The organism is Arthrobacter sp. 01L42, assembly GCF_056400005.1.
In genome coordinates this window covers 19477-43883 of record NZ_JBFTSL010000023.1, presented here as the reverse complement: position 1 = coordinate 43883, position 24407 = coordinate 19477, and the positions used below count along the sequence as shown (strand labels likewise).

21 protein-coding genes are annotated in these 24407 nt (G+C 67.4%); 8 read left to right on the top strand and 13 right to left on the bottom strand.

The annotated features are described in order from the left end of the window. The first annotated feature begins 186 nt into the window (after positions 1-186). On the top strand, positions 187-1305 hold the full coding sequence (gene ald / locus AC1DN2_RS18180) for an alanine dehydrogenase (RefSeq protein ID WP_079555133.1): 1119 nt from the start codon (positions 187-189) through the stop codon (positions 1303-1305). Between the two features lie 178 nt (positions 1306-1483). Here the strand turns inward: ald and AC1DN2_RS18175 are convergent, their stop codons facing one another. The 6 genes from AC1DN2_RS18175 to AC1DN2_RS18150 form a co-directional block, all read right to left on the bottom strand. Further along, positions 1484-2539 carry a Gfo/Idh/MocA family protein gene (locus AC1DN2_RS18175; protein ID WP_230006920.1) on the bottom strand — a complete coding sequence of 352 codons (1056 nt, stop codon included), beginning with the start codon at positions 2537-2539 and terminating at the stop codon, positions 1484-1486. A gap of 139 nt (positions 2540-2678) precedes the next feature. Beyond that, a complete protein-coding gene (locus AC1DN2_RS18170; RefSeq protein WP_230006921.1) occupies positions 2679-4376 on the bottom strand; it encodes an ABC transporter family substrate-binding protein in 1698 nt (565 codons plus the stop codon). A gap of 68 nt (positions 4377-4444) precedes the next feature. Next, entirely contained in the window at positions 4445-6613 is a 2169-nt protein-coding gene (locus tag AC1DN2_RS18165) for a dipeptide ABC transporter ATP-binding protein (protein ID WP_476851441.1), read from the bottom strand. After that, positions 6610-7620, bottom strand: a complete 1011-nt coding sequence (locus AC1DN2_RS18160; RefSeq protein ID WP_230010032.1) for an ABC transporter permease — start codon at positions 7618-7620, stop codon at positions 6610-6612. Before AC1DN2_RS18160 ends, AC1DN2_RS18165 begins: the two co-directional genes overlap by 4 nt. Positions 7621-7622: 2 nt before the next feature. Further along, a complete protein-coding gene (locus AC1DN2_RS18155; RefSeq protein WP_028277582.1) occupies positions 7623-8609 on the bottom strand; it encodes an ABC transporter permease in 987 nt (328 codons plus the stop codon). Positions 8610-8966: 357 nt separating this feature from the next. Next, on the bottom strand, positions 8967-9599 hold the full coding sequence (locus AC1DN2_RS18150; RefSeq protein ID WP_476851440.1) for a TetR/AcrR family transcriptional regulator: 633 nt from the start codon (positions 9597-9599) through the stop codon (positions 8967-8969). Positions 9600-9725: 126 nt separating this feature from the next. On the opposite strand from AC1DN2_RS18150, the gene AC1DN2_RS18145 reads away from it, so the two are divergent. From AC1DN2_RS18145 to AC1DN2_RS18135, 3 genes are all read left to right on the top strand, one after another. Then, a complete protein-coding gene (locus AC1DN2_RS18145; RefSeq protein WP_018775397.1) occupies positions 9726-10289 on the top strand; it encodes an NAD(P)H-dependent oxidoreductase in 564 nt (187 codons plus the stop codon). A 163-nt stretch (positions 10290-10452) separates the two neighbouring features. Further along, a complete protein-coding gene (locus tag AC1DN2_RS18140) occupies positions 10453-11745 on the top strand; it encodes an aminotransferase-like domain-containing protein (protein WP_476851439.1) in 1293 nt (430 codons plus the stop codon). Between the two features lie 106 nt (positions 11746-11851). Next, positions 11852-12280, top strand: a complete 429-nt coding sequence (locus AC1DN2_RS18135) for a universal stress protein (RefSeq protein ID WP_223914942.1) — start codon at positions 11852-11854, stop codon at positions 12278-12280. Between the two features lie 4 nt (positions 12281-12284). Here AC1DN2_RS18135 and AC1DN2_RS18130 read toward each other — a convergent pair whose 3' ends face one another. After that, on the bottom strand, positions 12285-13928 hold the full coding sequence (locus AC1DN2_RS18130; RefSeq protein ID WP_476851438.1) for an AMP-binding protein: 1644 nt from the start codon (positions 13926-13928) through the stop codon (positions 12285-12287). A 255-nt stretch (positions 13929-14183) separates the two neighbouring features. Between AC1DN2_RS18130 and AC1DN2_RS18125 the strand changes: the two genes are divergently transcribed. Then, positions 14184-14522 (top strand): hypothetical protein, encoded by a 339-nt coding sequence (locus tag AC1DN2_RS18125; protein WP_476851437.1) that lies wholly within the window; start codon positions 14184-14186, stop codon positions 14520-14522. 167 nt (positions 14523-14689) lie between these two features. Here the strand turns inward: AC1DN2_RS18125 and AC1DN2_RS18120 are convergent, their stop codons facing one another. The 4 genes from AC1DN2_RS18120 to AC1DN2_RS18105 all read right to left on the bottom strand — a co-directional run bounded on the left by AC1DN2_RS18120 (position 14690) and on the right by AC1DN2_RS18105 (position 19752). Continuing rightward, positions 14690-16231: a dihydrolipoamide acetyltransferase family protein gene (locus tag AC1DN2_RS18120; RefSeq protein WP_476851436.1), complete on the bottom strand. Its 1542-nt coding sequence runs from the start codon at positions 16229-16231 to the stop codon at positions 14690-14692. 9 nt (positions 16232-16240) lie between these two features. After that, positions 16241-17221: an alpha-ketoacid dehydrogenase subunit beta gene (locus AC1DN2_RS18115; protein WP_090582226.1), complete on the bottom strand. Its 981-nt coding sequence runs from the start codon at positions 17219-17221 to the stop codon at positions 16241-16243. Further along, on the bottom strand, positions 17221-18486 hold the full coding sequence (gene pdhA / locus AC1DN2_RS18110; RefSeq protein ID WP_476851435.1) for a pyruvate dehydrogenase (acetyl-transferring) E1 component subunit alpha: 1266 nt from the start codon (positions 18484-18486) through the stop codon (positions 17221-17223). The genes AC1DN2_RS18115 and pdhA overlap by 1 nt, the downstream gene beginning before the upstream one ends. Positions 18487-18633: 147 nt before the next feature. Continuing rightward, positions 18634-19752 carry a histidinol-phosphate transaminase gene (locus AC1DN2_RS18105; protein WP_476851434.1) on the bottom strand — a complete coding sequence of 373 codons (1119 nt, stop codon included), beginning with the start codon at positions 19750-19752 and terminating at the stop codon, positions 18634-18636. A gap of 128 nt (positions 19753-19880) precedes the next feature. On the opposite strand from AC1DN2_RS18105, the gene AC1DN2_RS18100 reads away from it, so the two are divergent. Beyond that, positions 19881-20267 carry a phage holin family protein gene (locus AC1DN2_RS18100; RefSeq protein WP_028277592.1) on the top strand — a complete coding sequence of 129 codons (387 nt, stop codon included), beginning with the start codon at positions 19881-19883 and terminating at the stop codon, positions 20265-20267. Here AC1DN2_RS18100 and AC1DN2_RS18095 read toward each other — a convergent pair. Both AC1DN2_RS18095 and AC1DN2_RS18090 read right to left on the bottom strand, forming a co-directional pair. Next, the gene (locus AC1DN2_RS18095) at positions 20218-21672 is read right to left on the bottom strand and encodes a hypothetical protein (RefSeq protein ID WP_476851433.1); all 1455 of its coding nucleotides are present in this window, start codon (positions 21670-21672) and stop codon (positions 20218-20220) included. The two genes, AC1DN2_RS18100 and AC1DN2_RS18095, sit on opposite strands and share 50 nt — an antisense overlap. Next, positions 21672-22043: a hypothetical protein gene (locus AC1DN2_RS18090; protein WP_476851432.1), complete on the bottom strand. Its 372-nt coding sequence runs from the start codon at positions 22041-22043 to the stop codon at positions 21672-21674. The genes AC1DN2_RS18095 and AC1DN2_RS18090 overlap by 1 nt, the downstream gene beginning before the upstream one ends. 214 nt (positions 22044-22257) lie before the next feature. On the opposite strand from AC1DN2_RS18090, the gene purB reads away from it, so the two are divergent. Both purB and AC1DN2_RS18080 read left to right on the top strand, forming a co-directional pair. After that, complete coding sequence (purB, locus tag AC1DN2_RS18085) at positions 22258-23700, top strand: adenylosuccinate lyase (RefSeq protein ID WP_476851431.1); 1443 nt, start codon at positions 22258-22260, stop codon at positions 23698-23700. Beyond that, positions 23697-24368, top strand: coding sequence for a histidine phosphatase family protein (locus tag AC1DN2_RS18080; protein WP_476851430.1), 672 nt, complete (start codon positions 23697-23699; stop codon positions 24366-24368). Before purB ends, AC1DN2_RS18080 begins: the two co-directional genes overlap by 4 nt. Positions 24369-24407: the final 39 nt, after the last annotated feature.

Here is a 24407-nt window from a genome sequence, read left to right as displayed (position 1 = left end):
CGACACCTGACGCCCGCTCCATCGACAAATGTCTATCCCATGTTTTGAAAAACCCCGGAATGACGCGGCGGGCGCCCAATGCCCGGCGGCGGCACCTGTCGCGTGCCTCACAGCGGGATTTATTCTGGAAGTACGAATCCCCCGCTCATCCAGGCCCACGAGGCCACCACCTACTGGAGCTAACAAATGATCATCGGCGTACCCAAAGAGATCAAGAACAACGAGTTCCGCGTCGCCATCACGGCGGCCGGCGTCCATGAATTCCGGACCCACGGCCACGAGGTCCTCGTCGAGCGCGGCGCGGGCCTGGGCTCCGGCATCACGGATGAGGAATACGCGATCGCCGGTGCCGAGATCGTCGCCGAAGCCGACGACGTCTGGGGCCGCGCCGACATGGTGCTGAAGGTCAAGGAGCCGGTCAAGGCCGAATACCACCGCTTCCGCAAGGGCCTGATCCTCTTCACCTACCTGCACCTGGCCGCCGAACCGGAACTGACCCAGGCCCTGATCAACTCCGGCGTCACCGCCATCGCCTACGAGACCGTCCAGGAGGGCAGGTCCCTGCCGCTGCTGGCCCCGATGTCCGAGGTTGCCGGCCGGCTGTCCGTGCAGGTCGGCGCCACGTCCCTGATGGCGCCGGCTGGCGGCAAGGGCGTGCTGCTCGGCGGCGTCCCGGGCGTCCGTCCGGCCAAGGTCGTTGTCCTCGGCGCCGGTGTTGCCGGCACCAACGCTGCCGCCATGGCCCTGGGCCTGGGTGCCGACGTCACCATCCTGGACATCAACATCAACCGCCTGCGCGAACTGGACGCCCAGTACCAAGGCCGCCTGAAGACTGTCGCGTCCAACAAGTACGAGATCGAGAAGTCCGTGGTCGACGCCGACCTCGTGATCGGTTCGGTCCTGATCCCCGGCGCCAAGGCACCGAAGCTCGTCACCAACGAGCTCGTGTCCCGGATGAAGCCCGGCTCCGTGCTGGTCGACATCGCCGTGGACCAGGGCGGCTGCTTCGAGGACACGCACCCCACCACGCACCAGGAACCGACGTACAAGGTCCACAACACGATCTTCTACTGCGTCGCCAACATGCCCGGCGCCGTCCCGAACACCTCCACGTACGCGCTGACCAACGTCACCCTGCGCTACGCCGTCTCGCTGGCGAACCTGGGTGTCAAGGCTGCGTTTGAGCGCGACGCCGCCCTGGCCGCCGGCCTGAACATCGCCGGCGGCAAGGTTGCGCACCGCTCGGTCTCCGAGGCGCACAACCTGCCCCTCGTCGCCGACTGGCACGAGCTGGTCTCCGCGTAGCCAACACATCTCCGCGTAGCCAGCACTTCATCGGCTGCTCCTCCCCACCGGCCCCCTCGCCTCGCAAGCTCGGCCAGGGAACCCTGCCGGTGTGGGCCCAAACCGCCCTTTTTTGGACACCCAGAAGGGCGTTTTCGGAGCAGCCGATGGCTGTTTAAGCCCGCACCGTGCCGAGAACCTAGGCCAGGGACCGGGCCTGCTCGATCAGCTGCAACACCTGGAGCGGGCCCGCGGGGTCGACGGGGACGGGCAGCGACGAGCTTGCGCCGCCGTCGGCGATCTTGGCGGCCAGGATCCGGTAAAACTCGGGGTAGGCGCCGCGCTCGGTGGGCAGCCGGTCCAGGTGCCCGTCGCGCCCCAGCAGCCCGGCCCAGTCCGGATCTTCCACGCCGTAGTCGGCATCCAGCGGGCTTCCCCCGGCCAGGATGTACGGCTCCTGCGGGTCCACGCCGTGCTTGGTGAAACCGCCCTCGCTGCCCAGGATGCGGTAGCGCGGGCCCTGCTGGGCGCACAGCATGTTCATCCACAGGTGGCTGGTCACCCCGGAGCTGTGCCGCAGGACCAGGAAGACGTCGTCGTCCGCCTTGGCTCCGGGCCGCCGGGCCGCCAGTTCCGCGTGAATGAGCGTGGCCGGCCCAAAAAGCTGCACGGCCTGGTCCAGCAGGTGGGTGCCGAGGTCAAACAGCACCCCGCCGCCGTCGTCCGCCGTTGCGACCGCCTTCCATGCTTTGGGGACGTCGGGCGACCATCGCTCGAAGCGGGACTCAAAGCGGCTCACGGTGCCGAAGGCTCCGGTGTCCATGAGGGCTTTAACGGTGAGGAAGTCGCCGTCCCAGCGCCGGTTCTGGAACACCGTGAGCACCCGGCCCAGCCGCCCGGCCAAGTCGATGAGCTCCTGCCCCTCGGCGCTGCTGACAGCGAAGGGCTTGTCGACGACGACGTCGAGGCCGGCTTCCAGCGCCGCTTTCGCGAGTGGGTAGTGGGTGGCGGGCGGCGTGCCGAGCACCAGCAGGTCCAGTTCGCCGGCGAGCTCCAGGATATCGGCCGGGGTGTCGACGATCCTGGCCGCCGGATAGCTGTGTGCGGCGGCAGATCTCCTGGCGGCGTCGGAGGTGGCAATGGCATCGAGCGAATAGGCCGGGTTTGCGGCGATGAACGGGGCGTGGAAGACGCTGCCCGAAAGGCCGAAACCGGCGACGGCGGTGCGGATGGGCCGGGTTGAATCGTTGCTCATGGTGCCAAGGCTACCGGCTGGGCATGCACCGGGGCGCCTGTCCGGCAGGGCTTAATCGAACAAGGCCGGCGCCGCCCGGATGATTCCAGGGGCACCGGCCTCGGCCGTGCTGCTTGTTAGTGCGTGGTGCTTGCCGGGACTAGCTCTTCTGCCAGCCGACGACGCTCCAGTCCGGGGTCTGGAACAGGGCCGCACCGTAGTTGGCCAGGCCCGTACGGGCGAAGTAGATCTGCGGGCCGTTCATGATCACGCCCATGGAGAAGTACTTCTCCATGTGCTTCTTCTCGACGTCCATGGCGGCCTTGTTGCGCTGGGCGTCGTCCTGGATGGAGGCAAGGTCCTTGATGGCCTTGTCCAGTTCGGCGTCGCCGAGTTCGTTCTCGTTGGTCTTGGAATCGTAGAACTGCTTCACGCCGGAGGTGGCGTCGGCGCCTACCGTGTAGCCGCTGATGGTGAGCTGGAAGTCGCGGCTGCCAACCACCTTGCCGAAGTCGGCGTCACCGCGCTGGTCGATGCCAACGTCCATGCCGGCCGCCTGAAGCTGCTTCTGGAGCGTCTGAACGGTGGCGAGGCCGGTGGGGTCGTCACCGAAGTTGGTGATCTTGAACGACGCCGGGACGCCGTCCTTTTCCATGATGCCCTTGGCGTTGGCCTTGTAGCCGGCCTCGGTCAGGACCTTCTTGGCCGCGTCGGCGCCGGTTTCCTTGACCGGGTAGTTGTCCTGGTAGTACTTCGAGAACGGCATCAGCATCATGGAGCCCGAGCTGTTCTCTTCCCAGTTCAGTCCGCCAAAGCGGACGGCGCGGATGGCGGGGCGGTCCACGGCGGTGAAGATTGCCTTGCGGACTGCGACGTCGGTGAGCGGGGCCTTGAGGGCGTTGAGGTTCAGGCCGCCGGCGAAGAGGCGCTGGCCGCGGCGGACCTCGGAGTTCTTGGAGCCTTCAAGCTGCTTGTACTTCGTCAGCGTGCGGCCGTCGGCCATGTCGATTTCGCCGTTCTTGAAGGCGGCGATCTCGGCGCTGGCCTCCAGCTGGCGGAAGATCACCTTGTCCAGGACCGGCTTCTCGCCCCACCACTTGTCATTCGGCACGAGGGAGACAGTCTTCGCGGCGGAGTCAAACTTGTCGACCTTGAACGGGCCTGCCATCCACTCGGGGTGCAGTTCGCCCGTGAAGCCGGTGTTGAAGATTTCGGGAGTGTTCACGGTCTGCGGGATGAAGCCGCCGAACATGTCACTGAGCGGGTACACCGGCTGTGTGGTGGTGACAACGACTTCCTTGTCGCTGCTTCCCGCCTTGACGGAGTCGATGAACTCGTAGGCCCCGGAGCTGACGATGTCGATGTCCTTGTTCTGGCCATTGAGCATCTTCCACGTGTTCTCGAACGTGGCGGCGTTGATCGGGGTGCCGTCGTTGTAGGCGGCCTTCGGGTTGATCTTGATGGTGATGGTCTGCTTGCCGTCTTTGACCTCGCTCTTGAAGTCTTCGCAGAAGTTCTTGTTGAGGTTGGCGGTGCCGTCGAAGTCCAGCTTCCAGCAGCCCACGTAGCCGGCCTCGTCGATCGGGTAGTGCAGTTCGGTGTTGTCCGCCGAGTTGCCCGCGTTGGAGAAGCCGTTGAAGTCCGGTCCGATGTTGCCCAGCGGCAGCGTCACGGTACCGCCCTGCTGCAGGTCGGCGGCCTTCTTGGCGTTGACGCTGACCAGCTTGCTCAGGTCGCCGGAGGCATCCTGTGCCTTGGCGCTCTGGGCGGTGGTTGAGGCGCCACCGCTGCCGCAAGCGGTCAGCGCGAGGGCTGCCACGACGGCGGTGAGGCCGCCGATCCTGGTCCGATTTTTCATGTGATCCCCTTCATTTTTTCATGCGAGTGTGATGCGTGGGTTCTCGGGTGGTGTGCTGGTCCGGTGATTCAGTGGTTTTCGTGGACAACCAGCATGTCCGCGTCCAGTTCGCCGTCCGGGTAGAAGCAGGCGAACTGCTGGTCGGTGGCGGACGCTTCGAGGGCCGGCTCCAGGGTCAGGCACTTCTCCTGCCTGGCCGGCGGCAGGGCCGCGAACACGGGGCAGCGGGTGGCGAAGTTGCAGCCTGCCGGCGCTTCCAGCGGCGAGGGCAGGTCGCCCTGGAGGATGATCCGCTCGCGGGTGCGCTCCAGCTCCGGATCCGGTACCGGGATCGCGGAGAGCAGGGCACGGGTATAGGGGTGGCGGGGGTTGTCGAAGACGGCGTCGACGTCGCCGATCTCCACGATCTTGCCCAGGTACATGACGGCAACGCGGTTGGAGATGTGCCGGACCACGGAGAGGTCATGGGCCACCATGAGGTAGCTGAGGCCGAGTTCGGCACGGAGCTTGTCCAGGAGGTTGATGACGCCGGCCTGCACCGATACGTCGAGGGCGGAGACGGGCTCATCCAGGACCACCAGCCGGGGGTTCACCGCGAGGGCGCGGGCAATGCCGATGCGCTGGCGCTGGCCGCCGGAGAACTGGTTGGGGAACCGGTTGACGTGGTCCGCCTGCAGGCCCACCAGCTCCATGAGCTCCATGATCCGCTTCCGGATGGCAGCCTTGGGCATGCCCAGGTTTTCCATCGGCTCGGCCAGGACCTCGTAGACGGTGAAGCGCGGATCCAGTGCCCCGGTGGGATCCTGGAACACCATCTGCAGTTCCTTGCGCATGGCGCTCTTGGCCCGGGCGTCCGCGGCCTGCTTGTTGCTCAGCCCGCCGATCACCACCTCGCCGTCCTGGTCCTTGTGGAACTCCATGATTTCCAGCAGGGTGGTGGTCTTTCCGCAGCCCGACTCCCCCACGATCGAGAAGCACTCGCCCTCACGGATATCGAAGCTCAGCCCGTCCACGGCCTTCACCGTGCCGATCCTGCGCTTGATCAGGGCGCCCTTCATCAGCGGAAAGTGCTTCCTGACGTCGCGGAGTTCCAGGACAGTCTTGCGTTCGTGCCGGGGAAGGCTGTCAAAGCGGGATACCGGCACGGCCGGGACGGCGAAAACCGTGTGGACATCGACGTCGGCGAGGGCCTCGCTCTTGATGCACGCGGCGCTGTGCCCGGTGCCGGGCGCCACCGCCCGAAGGTCCGGTTCGCCGTCGAGGCAGGCCTCGCTGGCCAGCGGGCACCGCGGCGCGAACGAACAGCCGGTGGGCGGCTGGGTGAGGTTCGGGGGGATGCCGTCGATCGGCACCAGCGACGATTTTTCCGCGACGTCCACGCGCGGGACCGCACCGAGCAGGCCCATCGTGTAGGGCATCCGCGGGCTGTAGTAGATGTCATCGACGCTGCCGGTCTCCACCGGCCTGCCCGCGTACATCACCATGATGTCGTCCGCCATGCCGGCGACCACGCCGAGGTCGTGCGTGATCATGACGACCGCGGCGCCGGTCTCCTCCTGGGCGGCGTGGAGCACCTCGAGGACCTGCGCCTGGATGGTGACGTCCAGCGCCGTCGTCGGCTCATCGGCGATCAGAACCCGCGGGTTGTTGGCGATCGCGATGGCGATCATGACGCGCTGGCGCATGCCGCCGGAGAACTCGTGCGGGAAGGCCTTGAGCCGGTCCTTCGGGCTGGGGATGCCGACCAACCCCAGGAGTTCGACGGCGCGTGCCTCCTTGGCCTGCTTGCTCATGGTCGGGTTGTGGACGGTCAGGGCCTCGATGATCTGGGTGCCGACCGTGTAGACCGGGGTCAGGGAGGACAGCGGGTCCTGGAACACCATGGCGAGGTCGCTGCCGCGGTGGCGGCACATGGCCTTGTCGCTGAGCCCCAGGAGCTCCTTGCCCTGCAGCCGGACGGAACCGGTGATTTCCGCCGTCGCGGGCAGCAGGCCCATGATCGCCATGGACGTGACGGATTTGCCGGAGCCGGACTCGCCCACAATGCCCAGCGTCTTGCCGGGCATCACGTCGAAGTCGACGCCGCGGACCGCGTGCACCACGCCGTTTTCCGTGTTGAAGCGGACGTTGAGGTCCCGGACGGAGAGGACCGCGCTCGTGGGGGCGTGCAGCCCGGCGGCGTGGAGGCGCTCGGCGGTCCCTTGCGCGGTGTCCCGTGCGGTGGTGTTGCTGGTCATTTGCTCTTCTTCTGTGTCTTGCCGGTGGCGCCGCCGGTGGCGTGGCCAGTGGCCTTGCTCCTCTTGGCGCGGCCAACGGAGCTGGAGCTGGGGTCGAACGCGTCGCGGAGGCCGTCGTTCATCATGGCGAGCGAGCCGGTCAGCAGGAACATCACGATCAGGGGCGCCCAGAACATCCACGGAAAGGTGGAAACCTGGGAGGTCGACTGGCCGATCAGGACGCCCAGGCTCACGTCGGGGACCTTGATGCCGATGCCGATGAAGGAGAACGCGACCTCGGCGAGGATGGCGCCGGTGACGCCGCGGGTGACTTCCAGGACCAGCAGGGAGCCGATGTTCGGCACGAGGTGGCGCCAGACGATCCGGCGCGGCGGGATGCCCATGTACTGGGAGGCTTTGACGAAGTCACGCTGCATGAGGGAGAGCGACAGGGACCTGATGAGGCGTGCGGTCCCCATCCAGCTGAAGACCAGCAGAACGATGATGAGCAGCAGCCAGCTCGGGACGGTGTTCTTCAGGCCGTTGGCGCCGCCGCTCGTGGCCACCGCGACTACCAGCAGGGCCGGCATCATGATCAGGGCTTCGAGGATGAACAGCATGACCTTGTCCACCTTGCGGCCGAAGAACGCCATGGTGCAGCCGTAGACGGCGGCGATCAGCACCGAGACGAGGCCGACGACGACGCCGATCAGGATGGAGACCCTGGTGCCCTCGACGGTCAGGGCGTAGAGGTCGATCCCGGCCTGGGAGGTGCCCAGCAGGTGCTCCGCGGAGGGCGGCATGCCGATGTTGAAGGGGTCGATGGTCTCCTTGTCCCAGCTGCCGAAGAAGCCGCCGATGAAGGAGAAGAGGGTCAGGGCCAGGAAGATGGCGAGGCCGGCGACCGCTGTCCGGTTGCGCAGGAAGCGCCGCAGGATGATGCGCGACTTGCCGATCACGACCTCGTCGTCGCCGAACTTTCCTTCGTCCAGGACGGCGGCTGGGTCAATCGTGTTGAGGTTGGTCATGATTACTGCACCCGCACTCTCGGGTCCACGAGCGTGGTGGCGAAGTCGGCGAGGATCGCTCCGACCGCGAAGATGACGGAGCCGTAGGCGAGGGTCGCGGTGGCCGCGTTGACGTCCTGCAGGGCAATTGAGTCGATGGACCAGGACCCGACGCCGTGCCAGGCGAAGATTTTCTCGGCGAAGAAGCCGCCGGCGAAGATGGCCGGGATGGTGAACGCAATGCTCTGCGCCACGGGGATGAAGGACACCCGCAGGGCGTGCCGGCTGATGGCCTGGTTGCGGGTCAGGCCCTTGGCCCGCGCCGTCCTGACGAAGTCGGCGTTGACGTTGTCCAGCAGATACTGGCGCTGGGCGATCTGGTATGCGCCCCAGCCCACAATCGTGATGGCGAACGTGGGCACGGCGTAGTGGGCGAGCATGTCGACGAACTGGGCCCAGCCGTCGCCGTCCAGGCCCGGGGTGGAGATGCCGGTGACAAAGAAGACCCGCTCCCCGACCGACTCGTTGATGTTGATGGCGCCCAGCTGCACCAGGAAGTAGGCGATCGGTGCGGGGACGATGTACATGAGGTAGCTGTACGAGGTGATGGCCCGGTCCGAGGCCTTGTACTGCCGGGCCGCGGTGAAGACGCCGAGGGCGACGCCGATCACGAGGGTCAGGATGATCGAGGCCAGGAAGAGCCGGGTTGAGATCCAGACCCGGTCGCCGAACTCGGCGTTGATGAAGGCACCGTTGGGGCTCCGTCCCCAGTCCCAGCGGGTGAGAATGGCGGTGAGCCAGTCGACGTAGCGCTCCCACGGGTTGAGGGTGGGATCGAGCCCCTTGAGCCGGAAGGAATTGACCACCTGCTCGGGCGTGGGCCGCGGAATCCGCTCCTGCTCAAGCAGCGCCGGCTGCAGCGTGCTCACAGCCAGGAGATAGCCGGCACTGGTGGTCAGGAAGATCATGAAGACATACGTGAGCGCACGTTTGGCGAGATATCGAAGCATGGAGCGGCTAGTTCTGGATCGCCGTTGCCTGAGCAGATCCGTGCGTCACGGCTGCGGCCGCACGGGCGGGCCCGCCTGTGCCAGGGACAAGATTATTCACAACGTCGATCCTTCCGTCGTCCCCATCCGGCAGCGGGTTCCGCAGCCGGTTCGGGAGTATGGGCCAGCTGGTTTCCGGCCGCCCGCATGCCTTGCGGCTGAGCCCTTGTGGGCTATGTTGCGGGTCACATTCCAGAGGAAGCTATCACATTAGCCGGGCTCCGCCGGGCTCTCACGGGCCGCGACACGGCGGCTTCGCTACAGATCGTTATGAATAACTCCGTGGAATGGATTTGGACCACGGAACCGGCTGCGCCGCTAGGAGCCGCACACTACGCGCGTGACAAGCTCCCGCCAGGTGTCCGCAAGGCGCTCCGGCGCAATCCCGTGCACGCCGACGGAATGAAGCAACAGTTCCGGCTCCAGCGACGCCCCGAGGGCCGACGCCATGACCCACGGGTCCGCCGTCACGCCGGCTTCGCGCAGCAGCATCTCGAGATGACGGCGCCAGAGGACGGCCGGCGGGACATCGAACCTGTTGTAGACCGAGGCGTCGGCGGCCCGCGCCAGCTCCCCGAATTCCAGGATCCAGTCAATGCGGGCGGCGCCCACGGCGATCAGCCGCTCCAGGGGCGGCGCGCCGGGACCTACCGGGGGCGGACCAAACATGAACCGGCCCTGGAATTCGGCCTCGGCGTCGCTAAGGAGCGCCATCATCAGCCCGGCACGGCTGCCGAACCGCCGGAAGACCGTCCCTTTTCCAACTCCGGCGCGCTGCGCCAGCCGGTCCATGGTGAGGGCGTCGGCGCTGGATTCCTCAACGATTTCCCGGGCGGCGCAGAGCAGGAGCTCCCTGTTGCGCATCGCGTCGCTGCGCGCTGATTCTGCGGCGGGCGCGACGGGGCGCCCTGCCCCGGACTGGGCACCGGGACGGATCGGAATGAGGCTCACACCGCTGATTCTAGCGCCCCGGAATATAACCGGACCGCAGTCCGTTTAGGATGGGTGAAGGCCCCCAAAGCCTCACGATCCACCAGCCGCCGGAATCACCCCGCGGCGTGATGCACAGGAGTACACATGTCCAAGAAGACCATCCTCACTCTCGTCGGCAGCCTTCGCGCCGGCTCCACCAACCTGCAGCTGGCCGAGGCCATCGCGCTCAACGCCCCGGAACAGGTGGACGTGGTCATTCACGAGAGCCTGGGTAACATCCCCTTCTACAACGAGGACATCGACGTCGAAGGCCAGGTGCCCGCGGCCGCCGCCGCCCTGCGGGCCGCCGCCAACGAGGCCGACACCATCCTGCTGGTCACGCCGGAGCATAACGGCACCGTCCCGGCATCGCTGAAGAACGCCATCGACTGGCTGTCCCGCCCCTTCGGCGCAGGCGCCCTGTCCGGCAAGCCCACCGCGGTTGTCGGAACCGCCTTTGGCCAGTTCGGCGGCGTATGGGCCCAGGACGAGGCCCGCAAGGCCGTCGGCATCGCCGGCGCCCAGGTCCTCGAAAACGTCAAGCTGGCAGTCCCGGGCTCGATGGTCCGCTTCGCCGAGGTTCACCCCAAGGACGACGCCGAAGTTGTCGAGCAGATCAAGGGCGTGTTCGACGCGCTGGCCGAGGCTCCCGCTGCGGAAGCGGCGTAAGCTACCGCACCCCGCACTCCGCTCCAGATACCTCCCGGGCCCCCGGCAGCACACGGCTGCCGGGGGCCTCGGGCCGCCCGGAGCAGCCCGGTCGCTTTCGGCCCGGGCATCATTTGGAAACAATCGTTTCCCCCAAGACAACACGGGTAGTATCCTTGGGTTTGTGACCCACGAAACACTTGATGCCGCCGCAGCAGTACTTCCGGCCGAGGCCATTGACGCAATCGAACGTGCGGCTACGTCCGCCCACCGCCACGAGATCCTGTTCTCGGAGCGCGCAGCAAATATCAAACAGTCGGCGGTCCGGGATGTTTTCGACATCTCGATGCGCCCCGGCCTCGTCTCCCTCGCCGGGGGCAGCCCCTACCTGCAGTCCCTGCCGCTGGAACGCCTGGGTCAGACCGCCGCGAAGATCATCGCCGAGCAGGGGATGACCGCCCTGCAGTACGGCGGCGGCCAAGGCACTGAAGAGCTCCGCATCCAGATCTGCGAGGTCATGGCGGCAGAGGGGATCCTGGACGCCGACCCCGCGAACATCGTCATCACGGCCGGCTCGCAGTCCGCGCAGGATGTGGCCACCAAGGTTTTCTGCAATCCGGGCGACGTGGTCCTCGTCGAGGACCCCACCTATGTCGGGGCCCTCAACACCTTCGAGGCCTACCAGGTGGAGGTCGAAACGGTGCCGATGGACGGTGACGGCATCATCCCTGATCTGCTGGAGGCAAAGATCGCCGCCCTCCAGACCGCGGGCAAGAACGTCAAGTTCCTCTACACCATTCCCAGCTTCAACAACCCGTCCGGCATCACCCTGTCCGCGGAACGCCGGCAATCCGTGGTGGATATATGCCGTCGCGCGAATATTCTGGTGCTGGAGGACAACCCCTACGGCCTGCTCCGCTTCGACGGCAAGCCGCTCATCCCCCTGCGGGCGGCCAACCCGGATGACGTCATCTACATGGGGTCCTTTTCCAAGATCTTCGCCCCGGGCCTGCGGATCGGCTGGGCCCTGGTCCCGGCCCACCTGCAGCGCAGGTACTACCTGGCGTCGGAGGCCGTCACCCTGTGCCCGCCGACGCTGAACCAGATGCTGGTGTCGGCCTATCTGCGCGACTACGACTGGCGCGGCCAGATCGAGACGTATCGGGGGCTGTACCAGGAACGTTGCGAGGCAATGCTGGCCGCTTTGGCCGACTACATGCCGGAGGGACTGACCTGGACGCGCCCCGAGGGCGGCTTCTTCGTGTGGGTCACGCTGCCCGACGGCGTGGATACTTACCCGCTGCTGAGGAAGGCCATCGACGCCGGCGTCGTCTTCATTCCGGGAGCGGCCTTTACAAACTCGGACGACCCGTCGAACAAGATCCGGCTGGCGTTCAGCGCGGTGCCGCCCGAATCGATCCGCGAGGGTGTGCGGCGGCTCGCGCCGGTCCTGCGGGAAGCCCTGGCCGCCCTGTAGCGTGAACACCGGCAGGATCCATGCGGGGCCTCGACTGGGGCGCGCTGGGGCCAGTTGATCGGCCAGGCACACTAAACAGCATTACTCGTTGAAAGAGGAGCGGTCCATGACCGGAATAATCGTTGTCGGCGTCGACGGCAGTGAAACTGCACTGCGGGCGGCGCACACCGCGCGCGACCTCGCAGTTTCCGTGGGGGCGACACTTCATGTGGTCAGCGCCTTTGACAGCGACAAGACACAGGTCTTCGGCAGCGGCAGTGACCAGTGGATCGTTTCCGACGCCGGCAACGCGGAAACGGTTGCGCGCTCGGTCGCGGAAGGCCTGCGCCGCCCGGACATCACCGTCACCTACGCCGCCGCGCGGGGCAAGCCGGCCGAGGCCCTGATCCGGGAAGCCGAACGGACCAGTGCCTTGATGATCGTGGTCGGCAACCGGCGCATGAGCGGAATCGGCCGGGTCTTGGGGAGCGTTGCGAACAGCGTGGCCCACAACGCCCCCTGTGACGTCTACATCGCCAAAACCGACGCCGACTGAGGCGCTACCGCTGCTTCGGTGCCATTGCTGGCACGGCGGCTTGGCCGGTGTCTGAGCCTGCAGACCCAAGCATCCGCCGCAGGATCTTTCCTGAGGCGGATTTCGGCACGGCGTCGATGAACTCAACCTGTCGGATTTTCTTGAACGGCGCCACCCGGGCCGCCACGAAGTCCATGACGCCCGCCAGGTCCAAGGCATCGCCGTCCGCGCCCGGCTGGCGGACCACGAACGCCTTGGGCACTTCCTGGCCGTCGGCGTCGAGGGAGCCGACCACCGCGGAGTCGGCGATGCCGGGGTGGGTGAGGAGCAGCGCCTCCAGTTCCGCCGGGGCGATCTGGTAGCCGTTGTACTTGATCAGTTCCTTGAGCCGGTCCACGACCGTCACCACCCCGTCCGCCCGCACCGTGGCGATGTCCCCGGTGCGCAGGAAGCCGTCCGCGTCCAGGGTGTCCGCGGTTTCCTGCGGCCGGTTGAGGTAGCCGAGCATCACATTCGGCCCGCGGCACAACAGGTGCCCCGGCGCGCTGGTCCCTTCCGCGGGAACCGGGATCTCCTCCCCCGTGGCCGGGTCCACGAGGCGGCACTGCATGTTCGGCACCGTGTACCCCACGGAACTGACGGGGGCCCTGAGCCCATCGCGACTTTGGCGCGGAATGAGGTGCGATACCGGGCTCATCTCGGTCATGCCGTAGCCCTGCAGGACCTGGCAGCCGAGGCGTTCGGCCAGGCGCTTGCCAAGTTCGCCGTCCAGCGGCGCCGCACCGGAAAGGGTGGTGTGCACCGAGCCGAGGTCGTACTCGGCAACGAGCGGGTGCTTGGACAGCGCCACGGCCACGGGAGGCGCGATGAACAGGTAGCTGCACCGGTGGTCCTGGATGATCCGCAGGAACTCGGGCAGGTCGAACCGGGGCATGGTCACAAGCCTGGCCCGCTGGCGCAGCGCGAGGTTCAGCAGCACGGTCAGCCCGTAGATGTGGAAAAACGGGAGCAGCGCCAGGACCCGGTCTTCGGGGCCGACGTCGAGCAGACCCCTGGCCTGTTCCACGTTGGCGACCAGGTTGCGGTGGCTGAGCATGACCCCCTTCGGCCGGCCGGTGGTGCCGGAGGAGTAGGGCAGCACGGCCACATGCGTGGCGGGATCGAACGAGACGCGGGGTGCCGGTGCGCCCGTGGCGAGCAAGTCGGCCAGCGAGGGGTGGCCGTCGGCGCCGTCGAGCACCACGAGCCGTGAGGCAGGGATCCCGGTCCTTTCGGCGGCCTCCCGGGCGGCCGGCAGCAGCGCCGATACGGTGAAGAGCCAGTCCGCGCCGGCGTCGGTGAGCTGGGTGGCGATCTCGTCGGCCGTGTACAGGGCGTTGATGGTGGTGACCGTTGCGCCTGCCCGGAGCAGGCCGTGGAAGACGGTCGCAAAGGCGGGGACGTTGGGACACAGGATGGCGGCCACGCCGTGCACGCCCAGGCCCTGGGCGGCGACGGCACCGGCGAGGGCGTCGATCTGCCCGCGCAGCGCCCGGTAGGTGGTCTCCGCACCGCTGGCGCCATCGACGACGGCGACCCGGTCCAGGTCCTCCTCTGCCAGAGCGCCGAAGAGGTAATCGTAAATGCCGAGGTTGGGAACATCGACGTCGGGGTACGGGCTTGAAAACACGCAACATCTCCTTTGATCCGCTTCCGCCCGGGCTGTCGGCGGCTGGTGCCACTCTAGTGCCGGGCGTAGCCGCGGGACAGGAGGGCGCGGACTTGGCTGTGTCCGGTCGTGGCGTGTCCGGACTTGATGAGGATCACCCTCTGTCGTGGGCAGCCTCACCGCCCAGCGGGCCGCCCGGCGCGGACCGGCTCAGTAAAATGGGAGGTGCCCTGCGATGGTGCGGACGTCCGAGAACCCACCTACCAAGGGAGCCCCATGATCACTCTTCAGCGCCGCCAGCTGGTTGGCCACGACATCCTGCTGGCCCGGCACGGCAACCACATCAGCGCCATGCGCGTGGACCGCGGTGCCGGTCGCGTTGTCGCGTTCCTGGACGACGGATCGACGGACAGCGCACCCAACCTGATTGCCCCGGGACTGCGCATGCCCGACACCTTGCGCAGCGTGTTCCGGGAGGACTGGAAGTTCCTGACGGGAATCAGCGCGTGCTGCGCGGGGCTCGCGGGCCTGATGTTTGCCGCCTCGGCCGCCCTCGCCGGCATGAGCGGCGATCCCGCGCTGGTCCAGATCCTGACCGCATACTCGGGAAACTGAGCGGCCCGGGCCAGGCTGGCCGTCACTGAGAAACCGCAACGCTGAGAAACCCCAACACTGAGAAACCGCAACGCTGAGAAACCCCAACACTGAGAAACCCCGCCGCTGAAAGGTTCAGCGGCGGGGTTCTGCGGTTTCGCGGCCGGTTTCGTGGCCGGTTTCGCCGGCTAGTCCAGCAGCAGGGCCGGCTCTTCCAGGATGGCGGCGACGTCGGCCATGAAGCGGGCCGAAAGGTCGCCGTCCACCACGCGGTGGTCGAAGGAGCCGCCGAGGGTGGTGATCCAGCGCGGAATGACTTCGCCGTCCAGGACCCAAGGCTTTTGCTTGATGGTGCCGAACGCCACGATGGCGACCTCGCCGGGGTTGATGATCGGCGTTCCGGTGTCGATCCCGAGGGCGCCGATGTTGGTCACGGTGAGCGTGCCGCCGCGCATCTGGGCAGGCTGGGTCTTGCCGGCCCGCGCCGTCGTGGCGAGCTCGTTCAGGGCCAGGGCCAGTTGCTTGAGCGAGAGGTCCTGGGCGTTCTTGATGTTCGGCACCATCAGCCCGCGGGGCGTGGCGGCCGCGATGCCCAGGTTCATGAAGTGCTTGACGTGGATCTCCGCGGAATCGCTGCCGTCCGGGTTGTCCACCCACGTTGCGTTGACACTCGGGTTTCGCGCCGCGGCCCAAATGACCGCCTTGGCCAGGATCAGCAGCGGGGAGACCTTGATGCCTTCGAAGTCGCGGGAGGCCTTGAGGCGTTTGACGAATTCCATGGTGCGGCTGGCATCGACGTCGACAAAGATGCTGACGTGCGGCGCGGCAAACGCGGATTCGACCATGGCCTTCGCGGTGGCTTTGCGGACTCCCTTGACCGGGATCCGCTCGATCCGCTGGTCCTGCGGGCGGCCGGACTCGCCCCAGAACGAGTCCGCCTTGTCCACCTCGGCGTCCCGCTGGGCCTGGTAGCTCACCAGGTCCTCGCGGGTCACTTCACCGCGGGCGCCGGTAGGCACGACATCGGCCAGGTTGATCCCGAGGTCCCGGGCGATCTTGCGGACCGGCGGCTTGGCCAGCACCTTGCCGACCAGGCCGCTGATGGCACCGCCGAAGGTGGGGCGCGCCTCAACGGAGCCGGCCGGGCCCGCGGCCGCGTCGGCAGGGCGGCTGGCCGCGTCCGGGTTGATCCATATGTCGTGGGCCTCCACCCCCACCTGCTCCACCACCGGGGCGGCAGCGCCGGTGGCTGCCGCGGCGGACGGGGCGTCGTGGCCGGCTGCCGCAGGGGCGGAAATCCGCCGCCGGCGCTTGACGGCGTCGGCCTTGGGGCCGGAGCCCACGAGCGGCCCGCCGGCCGGGCGCCCGGCTGGTTCGCCGGCGTCGGAGTCATCAGCCGGAAGCGTGCCGTACATGGGCGCGGCGGCAGCCTGCTCCTGGGCTACAGGCGCCGGGGCGGGTGCCGCAGCGGCCGGCGCCGGGGCGTCGACGGCGTCGCTCACGCTGATGATCGGCGTGCCGACATCCACCGTGACTCCCTCGGGCACCAGCAGTTCCGTGACGGTCCCGGCGAACGGTGAGGGCAGCTCCACCAGGGATTTGGCCGTCTCGATCTCGCACAGGACGTCGTTGACGGCCACGGTATCGCCGACCTTGACCTTCCAGGCGACGATTTCGGCCTCCGTCAGCCCTTCGCCGACGTCGGGAAGGTTGAACTTGTTGAGCGTCATGGGTCCTCGTCAGTACGCCAGGGCGCGGTCGAGCGCCTCAAGGATGCGGTCGATGTCCGGCAGGTAGTCTTCTTCGACCTTGGCCACGGGATAGGGCATGTGGAATCCCCCGACGCGGATGACGGGGGCCTCCAGTGAATGGAACGCCCGCTCACTGATCCGCGCGGCGATTTCGCCGCCGATGCCGCCGAATGTGGGGGCCTCGTGGGCCACGATCAGCCGGCCGGTTTTCCGGACCGAGGCCGTGACGGTGTCGAAGTCGATCGGCGAGATGGAACGGAGGTCGATCACCTCGACGCTGTGGCCGTCCTCGGCGGCGGCCTCGGCCGCTGCGAGGGCCACGGGCACCAGCGGGCCGTAGACGACGACGGTCGCGTCGGTGCCCTCGCGGAGCACATGCGCCTTGAAAGGGTCAGCGGACGCGCCCGGGGTCTCGGTGTCGACCTCGCCCTTGAGCCAGTAGCGGCGCTTGGGCTCGAAGACGATCACGGGATCCTGGCAGTCGACGGCCTGCTGGATCATCCAGTAGGCATCGTGCGGATTGGAGGGGGTGATGATGCGCAGCCCGGCCGTGTGGGCGAACAGTGCCTCCGGCGATTCGGAGTGGTGTTCAATGGAGCCGATGCCGCCGCCGTACGGAATCCGGATGACGACGGGAACGGTCAGGTTGCCGTTGCTGCGCGAGTGCATCTTGGCCAGCTGGGTGGTGATCTGGTTGAACCCCGGGAACACGAAACCGTCGAACTGGATCTCGCAGACCGGCTGGTAGCCGCGCAGGGACAGGCCGATCGCGGTGCCGATAATGCCGGATTCGGCCAGCGGGGTATCCACCACGCGGTCGGCGCCGAATTCGGCGATCAGCCCGTCGGTGACCCGGTAGACGCCGCCAAGGGCCCCGATGTCCTCGCCCATCAGCAGCGAGCGGGGGTTGTTGTTCAACGTGGCCCGCAGACCCTCATTGATGGCTTTCGCAATGGTCATGGTGGTCATCAGCGGGCCGCCCTGTCTGTCTCGGCTGTGCGTGCCTCATCGGCGGACGCCTCATCGGCGAACCCTGCGCTGTATTCCTCGAACCAGGCCAGTTCCTCGGCCACCAGCGGGTGGGCCTCCACATAGGTGTTGGCGAAGGCAGTCCGGATGTCCGGGGTTTCGAGGTCGTGGGTGGTCTTGCGGACATAGGCGGCGAGCTCGTCGCCGTCGGCCTTGACCTGCTCGAAGAAGCTGTCATCCGCGAGGCCCTGGGCCCGGAGATACTTCTCCAGCCGGGCCAGCGGGTCCTTGGCACGCCAGAGGCTTTCTTCGGCGGATGCACGGTATTTGGTGGGGTCATCGGCCGTGGTGTGCGCCCCGACCCGGTAGGTGAACGCCTCGATCAGTACGGGACCATGGCCCTCGCGGGCCCGCTCCAGCGCCCATTCCGTGACGGCGTGGACGGCGATCACGTCATTGCCGTCCACCCTGATACCGGGGAAGCCGTAGCCTTTGGCGCGGTTCGCGAGCGGGATGCGGGTCTGCACGGAGCTTGGCACGGAGATGGCCCAGTGGTTGTTCTGGCAGAAGAAGACCACGGGCGCCTGATAGGAAGCGGCGAACACCATGGATTCATGGACGTCCCCTTCGGAGCTGGCGCCGTCGCCGAAATACACCATGACGGCGGCGTTCGGCTCCACGGCCTGTCCCGCCTCACCGCTGGCGACGGCGTTGGCGGCCGCCAGTTTCTGGTCCCGCTGGATGCCCATGGCGTACCCGACGGCGTGCGGGGTCTGGGCGGCCAGGACCAGCGTGTAGAGGTGGAAGTTCGTGTCCTTCGGGTTCCAGCCGCCGTTGGAGACGCCCCGGAACTGGCGCAGCAGCTCGGCCAGGTCCACGTTCCGCGTCAGGGCCACGCCGTGCTCGCGGTAGGTGGGGAAGATGTAGTCCTGCGGCTGGCTGGCCCGTCCGGAGCCGATCTGGGCGGCTTCCTGTCCGGTGAGCGGGACCCACAGGGCCAGCTGGCCCTGCCGCTGCAGGGCGGTGGCCTCCACGTCGAAGCGGCGGATCTTGGCCATATCCGCGTAGAAGCCGCGCAGGGTGCCCGGGTCCAGCTTCTCGGCGTATTTTGAGAAAACCGGGTCCGAGCCCAGGGTGCCGTCCGGGTCCAGCAACTGCACCATCGGCTCGGCCGGGGCACCCAGTTGGGCCTCGGCCTCCGCTTCGAGCTGGTCATCCATCCCGGTTCCGTCGAACTCGGTAGAGGGCAGATGTGTGGCGCCCATACCGTCTCCTTGCTTGCCGCATCCGAATGCGCCGCAATCGCTGGGATATATGCCGGACCAGGAATACATTCCAGGTCCGGCATATATTTTGGCTTACTGGTCCTTACTTTATCCGCACGGGGCGGCCTGAGCGCGCAGTGTTAAGCGCTAGGAACGCCGCGGCGGTTTTGTATAGATCGCACAGAGCTCCAGGAAACGGGTGTTGGCTTCCGTTTCGCCGATGCTGACCCGGACGCCCTCGTTGCCGAAGGCCCGTACGGACAGCGCCCGTTCCGCCGCCAGGGCGGCAAATTCCGCGCTGTTTTCGCCCAGATTGAGCCAGACAAAGTTGCCCTGGGCCTCCGGGACGAACCACCCGAGCTCACGCAGTCCCGCCGTGACCCGGTCCCGTTCGTCCACCAGGCTTTGTACCCTTTCTACAACATCGGCGAAGTGCTCGAGCGACGTCACGGCCGCCGTTTCCGCGATCTGGGACACGGCGAAGGGGGTGGCACTGACGCGCAGGTGCTGCGTCAGTTCGGGCCTGGAGACGCTGTAGCCCACACGGAGTCCGGCGAGGCCGTGCGCTTTTGAGAAGGTCCGCAGGACGACGACGTTGGGGTACTTGCGGTACATGGCGATGCCGTCCACGGCGTCGCCGGCGCGCACGAATTCCTGGTAGGCCTCGTCGATGACCACCACGACGTCGGCCGGAACGGCCTGGATGAAGCGCTCCGTTTCCTCGGCCGTCAGGATGGGTCCGGTGGGGTTGTTGGGCGTGCACAGCAGGATCATCCGGGTCCGCGCAGTCACTGCGGCGGCCATGGCGTCCAGGTCATGCCGCCCGTCGGATGTCAGCGGGATCCGGACGCTCTCGGCGCCGGCCAGTCCGACGCAGATCGGGTAGGCCTCGAACGAGCGCCAGGCGTAGATGACCTCGTCGGCCTTGCCGTCGTCGTTCTGGCCGGCGAAGGTGGTCAGCAGCTGGTTCAGGGCGCCCAGGCTGCCGGCGCCCGTGACGATGTCCTCGGCGGGAACATCCAGGAAGCGGGCGAGCGCTTCACGCAGCCTGCTGCAGAGCGGATCGGGGTAGCGGTTGAAATCGGTCTGCGCCGCGATGGCCTGCTGCACTGCAGGGATCGGGGGCAACGGGTTCTCGTTGGAGGACAACTTGTAGCTGGTCAGGCCTTCCACGGGGACGGGGGGTTTTCCGGCCGCGTAGCGGGGGAGGAGGTCTACCACCGGACGGGGCCTGATGCCCCCGGCCGGATTCTCTGATGAAGTCATGCCAACTAGCCTACTTCGGGTCGCTGCCGCAGTTGCGGGAGCCGATTGCTGTCCGTAGGGGATAGCCGTTGCTGACATGGGGAATATGGTCCCTGCCGTCGCCGCCGGGCGTATGACAGCATGGGGCCATGCGCTCAATCATCGTACGAGTCATCATCAACGGGCTGGCCCTTGCAATCGCCTGCTGGATCCTCACCGGGCTGGATATTTCCACCCAGAGTGACGGCACCATCAGCATCATCTTGGGCTACCTGTTCATCGGCTTGATCTTCGGTCTGGTCAATGCCTTCGTCAAGCCCATTGTCAGCCTCCTCTCGCTGCCGATCACTATCCTCACCCTGGGCCTGTTCACCGTGGTCATCAACGCCGCGATGCTCTACTTGACCTCCTGGATCAGCAGCTACACCACTGTGCACTTCACGATCGACTCGTTCTTCTGGACTGCCGTGTTCGCCGCCATCATCATCAGTCTGGTGTCCCTCGTGGCGAGCTTCCTTCCTGCCCTCGATCGTTAGAAGCGCCCGTGCCGCGCGGCGTGCCCGAAGTGGTTGCGGGCGTTGCCCGCGGTTCCGGCCGGGCCTCGCGCCGGAGCGAGAACCTGGTCACCGACGCCGCCCCGCCGGTCCCCACCACTGCGGCCAGTGCCGCGGTGGAGTCCTGCAGGGTGTTGTCCCGGCTCGCGGAGACGAGCGCGGCCCCGTCAGCGTAATTCTCCAACCGGTGCCCGGGACCCAGGCCGAAATCCTGTGGCGGCGGCACCGCCAGCGGGTTGGTGAGGGTCACGGTCACCCGGTCCCTGGTGTCCGGGTTCGCCAGTCCGTCCGCCCCCGGCACCCAGTCCTGCTCATGTTCGAGGTGCAGGCTGCGGATCCCCGGCGCGGGGCTGATCCCGCCCACCGGCGAGCCCGCGGTCAGCACGAACTTGAGGTCGTACTCGGCCAGGACAGCACGGTCCTTGCTGAGATTCATCGCGTGGATCCCGCCCTGGCTGTAGCCGACGGCCACGACCTGATCCCCGGCCGCGGCCCCGGCCTGCCGCAGCGCCTCCCTGATGGCCTGGGCCGTCGACGCCGAGTCATAGCCCAGGGCCTCGGCGATTCCGGCGGGGTCAAAGGGGTTGGTTCCTTCCGGCAGGGCGCCCTGCTGGGTTCCGGGGATGATCACCACCCACGCTGGCCGGGAACCGCCGTCGACCTCGATAATCTCGATCCGGCCGCCTTGCTCTCCCACTGCCCCGGCCCGCCGCAGCAGCCCGGCCGGTGAGAGGTCGACGTCGGCCGTAAACGTCTCCCGGCCCACGATGCTGACGGGGCGGGGCTTGAGGAACACGAGCCCCGGCGCTTCCGAGGCGTCCCGCACCAGGCGGCGGATGTCAGTGGGCCCGGCCAGGGCGCTGGCCACGGCGGCCAAAGGCCAGGGCAGGCCAAGCAGCACGGCGAGATTCCGCGGCGCCATGGCGACCCAGCCTTCAACAGTGCCGCGCACCCCGGGCAGGGCGAAGGGCTCCGGTGCTGCGCCGTACTCGGAGCCGTGCAGTCCCATGCGCAGCAGCAGGGCATTCCGGGCTTCGGCGTATTCGTATTCGCGGTGACTGGTGCGGACGTCGTCGCCGATCCGCTGAAGCTGGGACCGGACGCGTCCGACCTCCCGGCCGGCCTCCCCCACAGCGATGATGGCGTTGCTGCCGCTGGTGTAGGAGTCGGACTGGTAGGGAAAGAGTGCCCGCCGGACGGTGTCGGCCTCCGCCTCAACCATTTGCAGCTGCCGCACCAGCCCGTCCAGTGCCGCGGCACCCGCCAGCAGCTCCTCAAACTGGAAGCTCACCCCGCCGATTCCGCCCCGGATGAGCAGGCTGCCGTCGCGCGGCGGCGCGGAAACCCCGGGGCCGCCGCCGGAGCCCGCCGGAGTCGACTCGGCCATCAGGGTCCCATCCGGTCCGTGGGCTGCGCCACGTTCCGGGCATGCCGGAGCACCACGGCAACAGCATCGAGCAGCGCATCCCGGCTTCGGTGCAGCGCCGCCGCGTGCAGGGACAAGGCCGCACGGTAGGCGCGGCCGGCCGGTGACTGCCACGACTGCAGCTCGAGGCGGGCGAGGGCGGCGAGCACCGCATCAGCCTCATCGGCGCACCGCGCAACGCGCGCAGCAAACTGCTGGACTTCATAACTGCGCGAAGCGCACTCAAGGGCGTCGGCGGCCGTCACGCCAAGAACCGCCATGTCCTGCACCGCCATGTCCTGCACCGCCACACTGCCCGCCGGTCCCGGTGCTATCCCGTTGACCGGCCTCATCCCGGCCTCACCCCGGCCTCATCCCAGTGACCTGTCTCATCCAGCTGCCCATGAACCGACGCTAGCGGGCTGGCCCGTGCCCGTGAAGAGAGCCGCCCGGCTATGTGGACAACGTCCCGGACCGCCATGCACTGCAAGCCGGCCATGTCATCCGGCAATGTCACAAGTACGGGGGCGCTTAAGGCCCGGCGGCACTTCGTGAAAGAATCGCCATATGCCTGAAACTGCCGCCACAGCTGATACCCGCACGCCGTCCGGACGCCTGGCCCTCGCCGCGTCCGACCACCAGATCGCGCTCGGCCCGCTGGATGGCCGCTACCAGTCCGCCGTCGCGCCGCTGGTCGACTACCTTTCCGAGGCTGCCCTGAACCGCGACCGCGTGGCTGTGGAGGTCGAGTGGCTGATCCACCTGACCGGCAACAGCGTCCTGCCCGGGGCCGGGCCGCTCACGGCGGAACAACAGGAGCAACTGCGTGCGATCGTCACGGAGTTCGACGCCGCCTCCGTCACCGAACTCGCAGAGATCGAGGCCGTTACGGTCCACGATGTCAAGGCCGTGGAGTACTACATCGGCCGCCGCCTGCCCGGCATCGGAATCGATCACCTGACCGCCATGGTGCACTTCGGCTGCACCTCGGAAGACATCAACAACCTCTCCTACGCCCTGGGCATCAAGGGGGCCGTGGAGGACGTGTGGCTGCCTGCGGCCCGCGCCCTCGTCGGCCAGATCAGCGCCATGGCCGGGGACAACCGCGCCGTGCCGATGCTCTCCCGCACCCACGGCCAGCCCGCCACGCCCACCACGCTGGGCAAGGAACTGGCAGTCATCGCGCACCGGCTCAACCGGCAGCTGGACCGGATCGCCCGCACCGAATACCTCGGCAAGATCAACGGCGCCACCGGCACCTACGCCGCCCACGTCGCGTCCGTCCCGGGCGCCGACTGGGAGCACGTCGCCAAGGGCTTCGTCGAAGGCCTCGGCCTGACCTGGAACCCGCTGACCACCCAGATCGAAAGCCATGACTGGCAGGCCGAACTCTATGCCGACGTCGCGCGTTTCAACCGCATCCTGCACAACGTCTGCACCGACATCTGGAGCTACATCTCGATCGGGTACTTCGTGCAGATCCCGGTGGCAGGCGCCACGGGCTCCTCAACCATGCCGCACAAGGTGAACCCGATCCGTTTCGAAAACGCCGAGGCCAACCTCGAGATCTCCTCCGGCCTCCTGGACGTCCTCGGCTCCACCCTGGTCACCTCCCGCTGGCAGCGCGATCTCACCGACTCCTCCTCGCAGCGCAACATCGGTGTGGCGTTCGGCCACTCGCTGCTCGCCATCTCCAACGTTGCCAAAGGCCTGGACCGGCTCAAGGTTGCCGAGGACGTGCTGGCCGCGGACCTGGACACCAACTGGGAAGTCCTCGGCGAGGCCATCCAGATGGTCATGCGCGCCGAGGCCATCGCCGGCGTCGACGGCATGGAAAACCCGTACGAACGGCTCAAGGACCTGACCCGCGGACAGCGCGTGGATGCCGCCCGGATGCAGGAATTCGTTCAGAGCCTCGGCCTGTCCGCCGACGCCGAAGCCCGCCTGCTGGCGCTGACCCCGGGCAAGTACACGGGCATCGCGGACCAGCTGGTGGATCACCTCAAATGAGGCTTCTGCTCATCCGGCACGGCCAGACGCCCGGCAATGTGCTGGGCCAGCTGGACACGGCGCACCCGGGGCCCGGGCTGACCGAACTCGGCGAGCGTCAGGCCGAGACGTTGTCCCGCGCATTGGCGAACGAGCGGATCCTTGCCCTGTACGCCTCCACCCTGGTTCGGACGCAGATCACAGCGGCACCGCTCGCCCGGGTGCACGGGCTGGAAACCGAGGTGCTGGAGGGCCTTCACGAGATCGAGGCCGGGTCGCTGGAAAAGCGCACCGACCACGAATCGCACAAGCAGTACATCGGCACCATTTTTTCGTGGGCGGACGGCGAGCTGGACCGCCGGATGCCTGCCGGTCCCAGCGGCCGGGACTTCTTTGAGCGCTACGACGCCGCGATCGCCAAAATAGCGGGACGGACAAACGGGGCGGGGGGCTCAGGATCCGTGGCCGTGGTCAGCCACGGCGCAGCCATCCGGGTGTGGGCCGGCCTGCGGGCGGACAACATCGAACCGGACTTTGCCATCAGGCATGTGCTGGACAACACCGGAATCGTGGCGCTGGAAGGCGATCCCGCCAACGGCTGGGAACTCATCCACTGGGACGACAGTCCCGTGGGCGGACTGGCACTGGCGGATCCGACGGCGGAGGATCCCACCGGCCGTCCGGCGTAGCGGGCCCGTCCGTCCCCGGCGGGCGAACAGGCCGTCCCT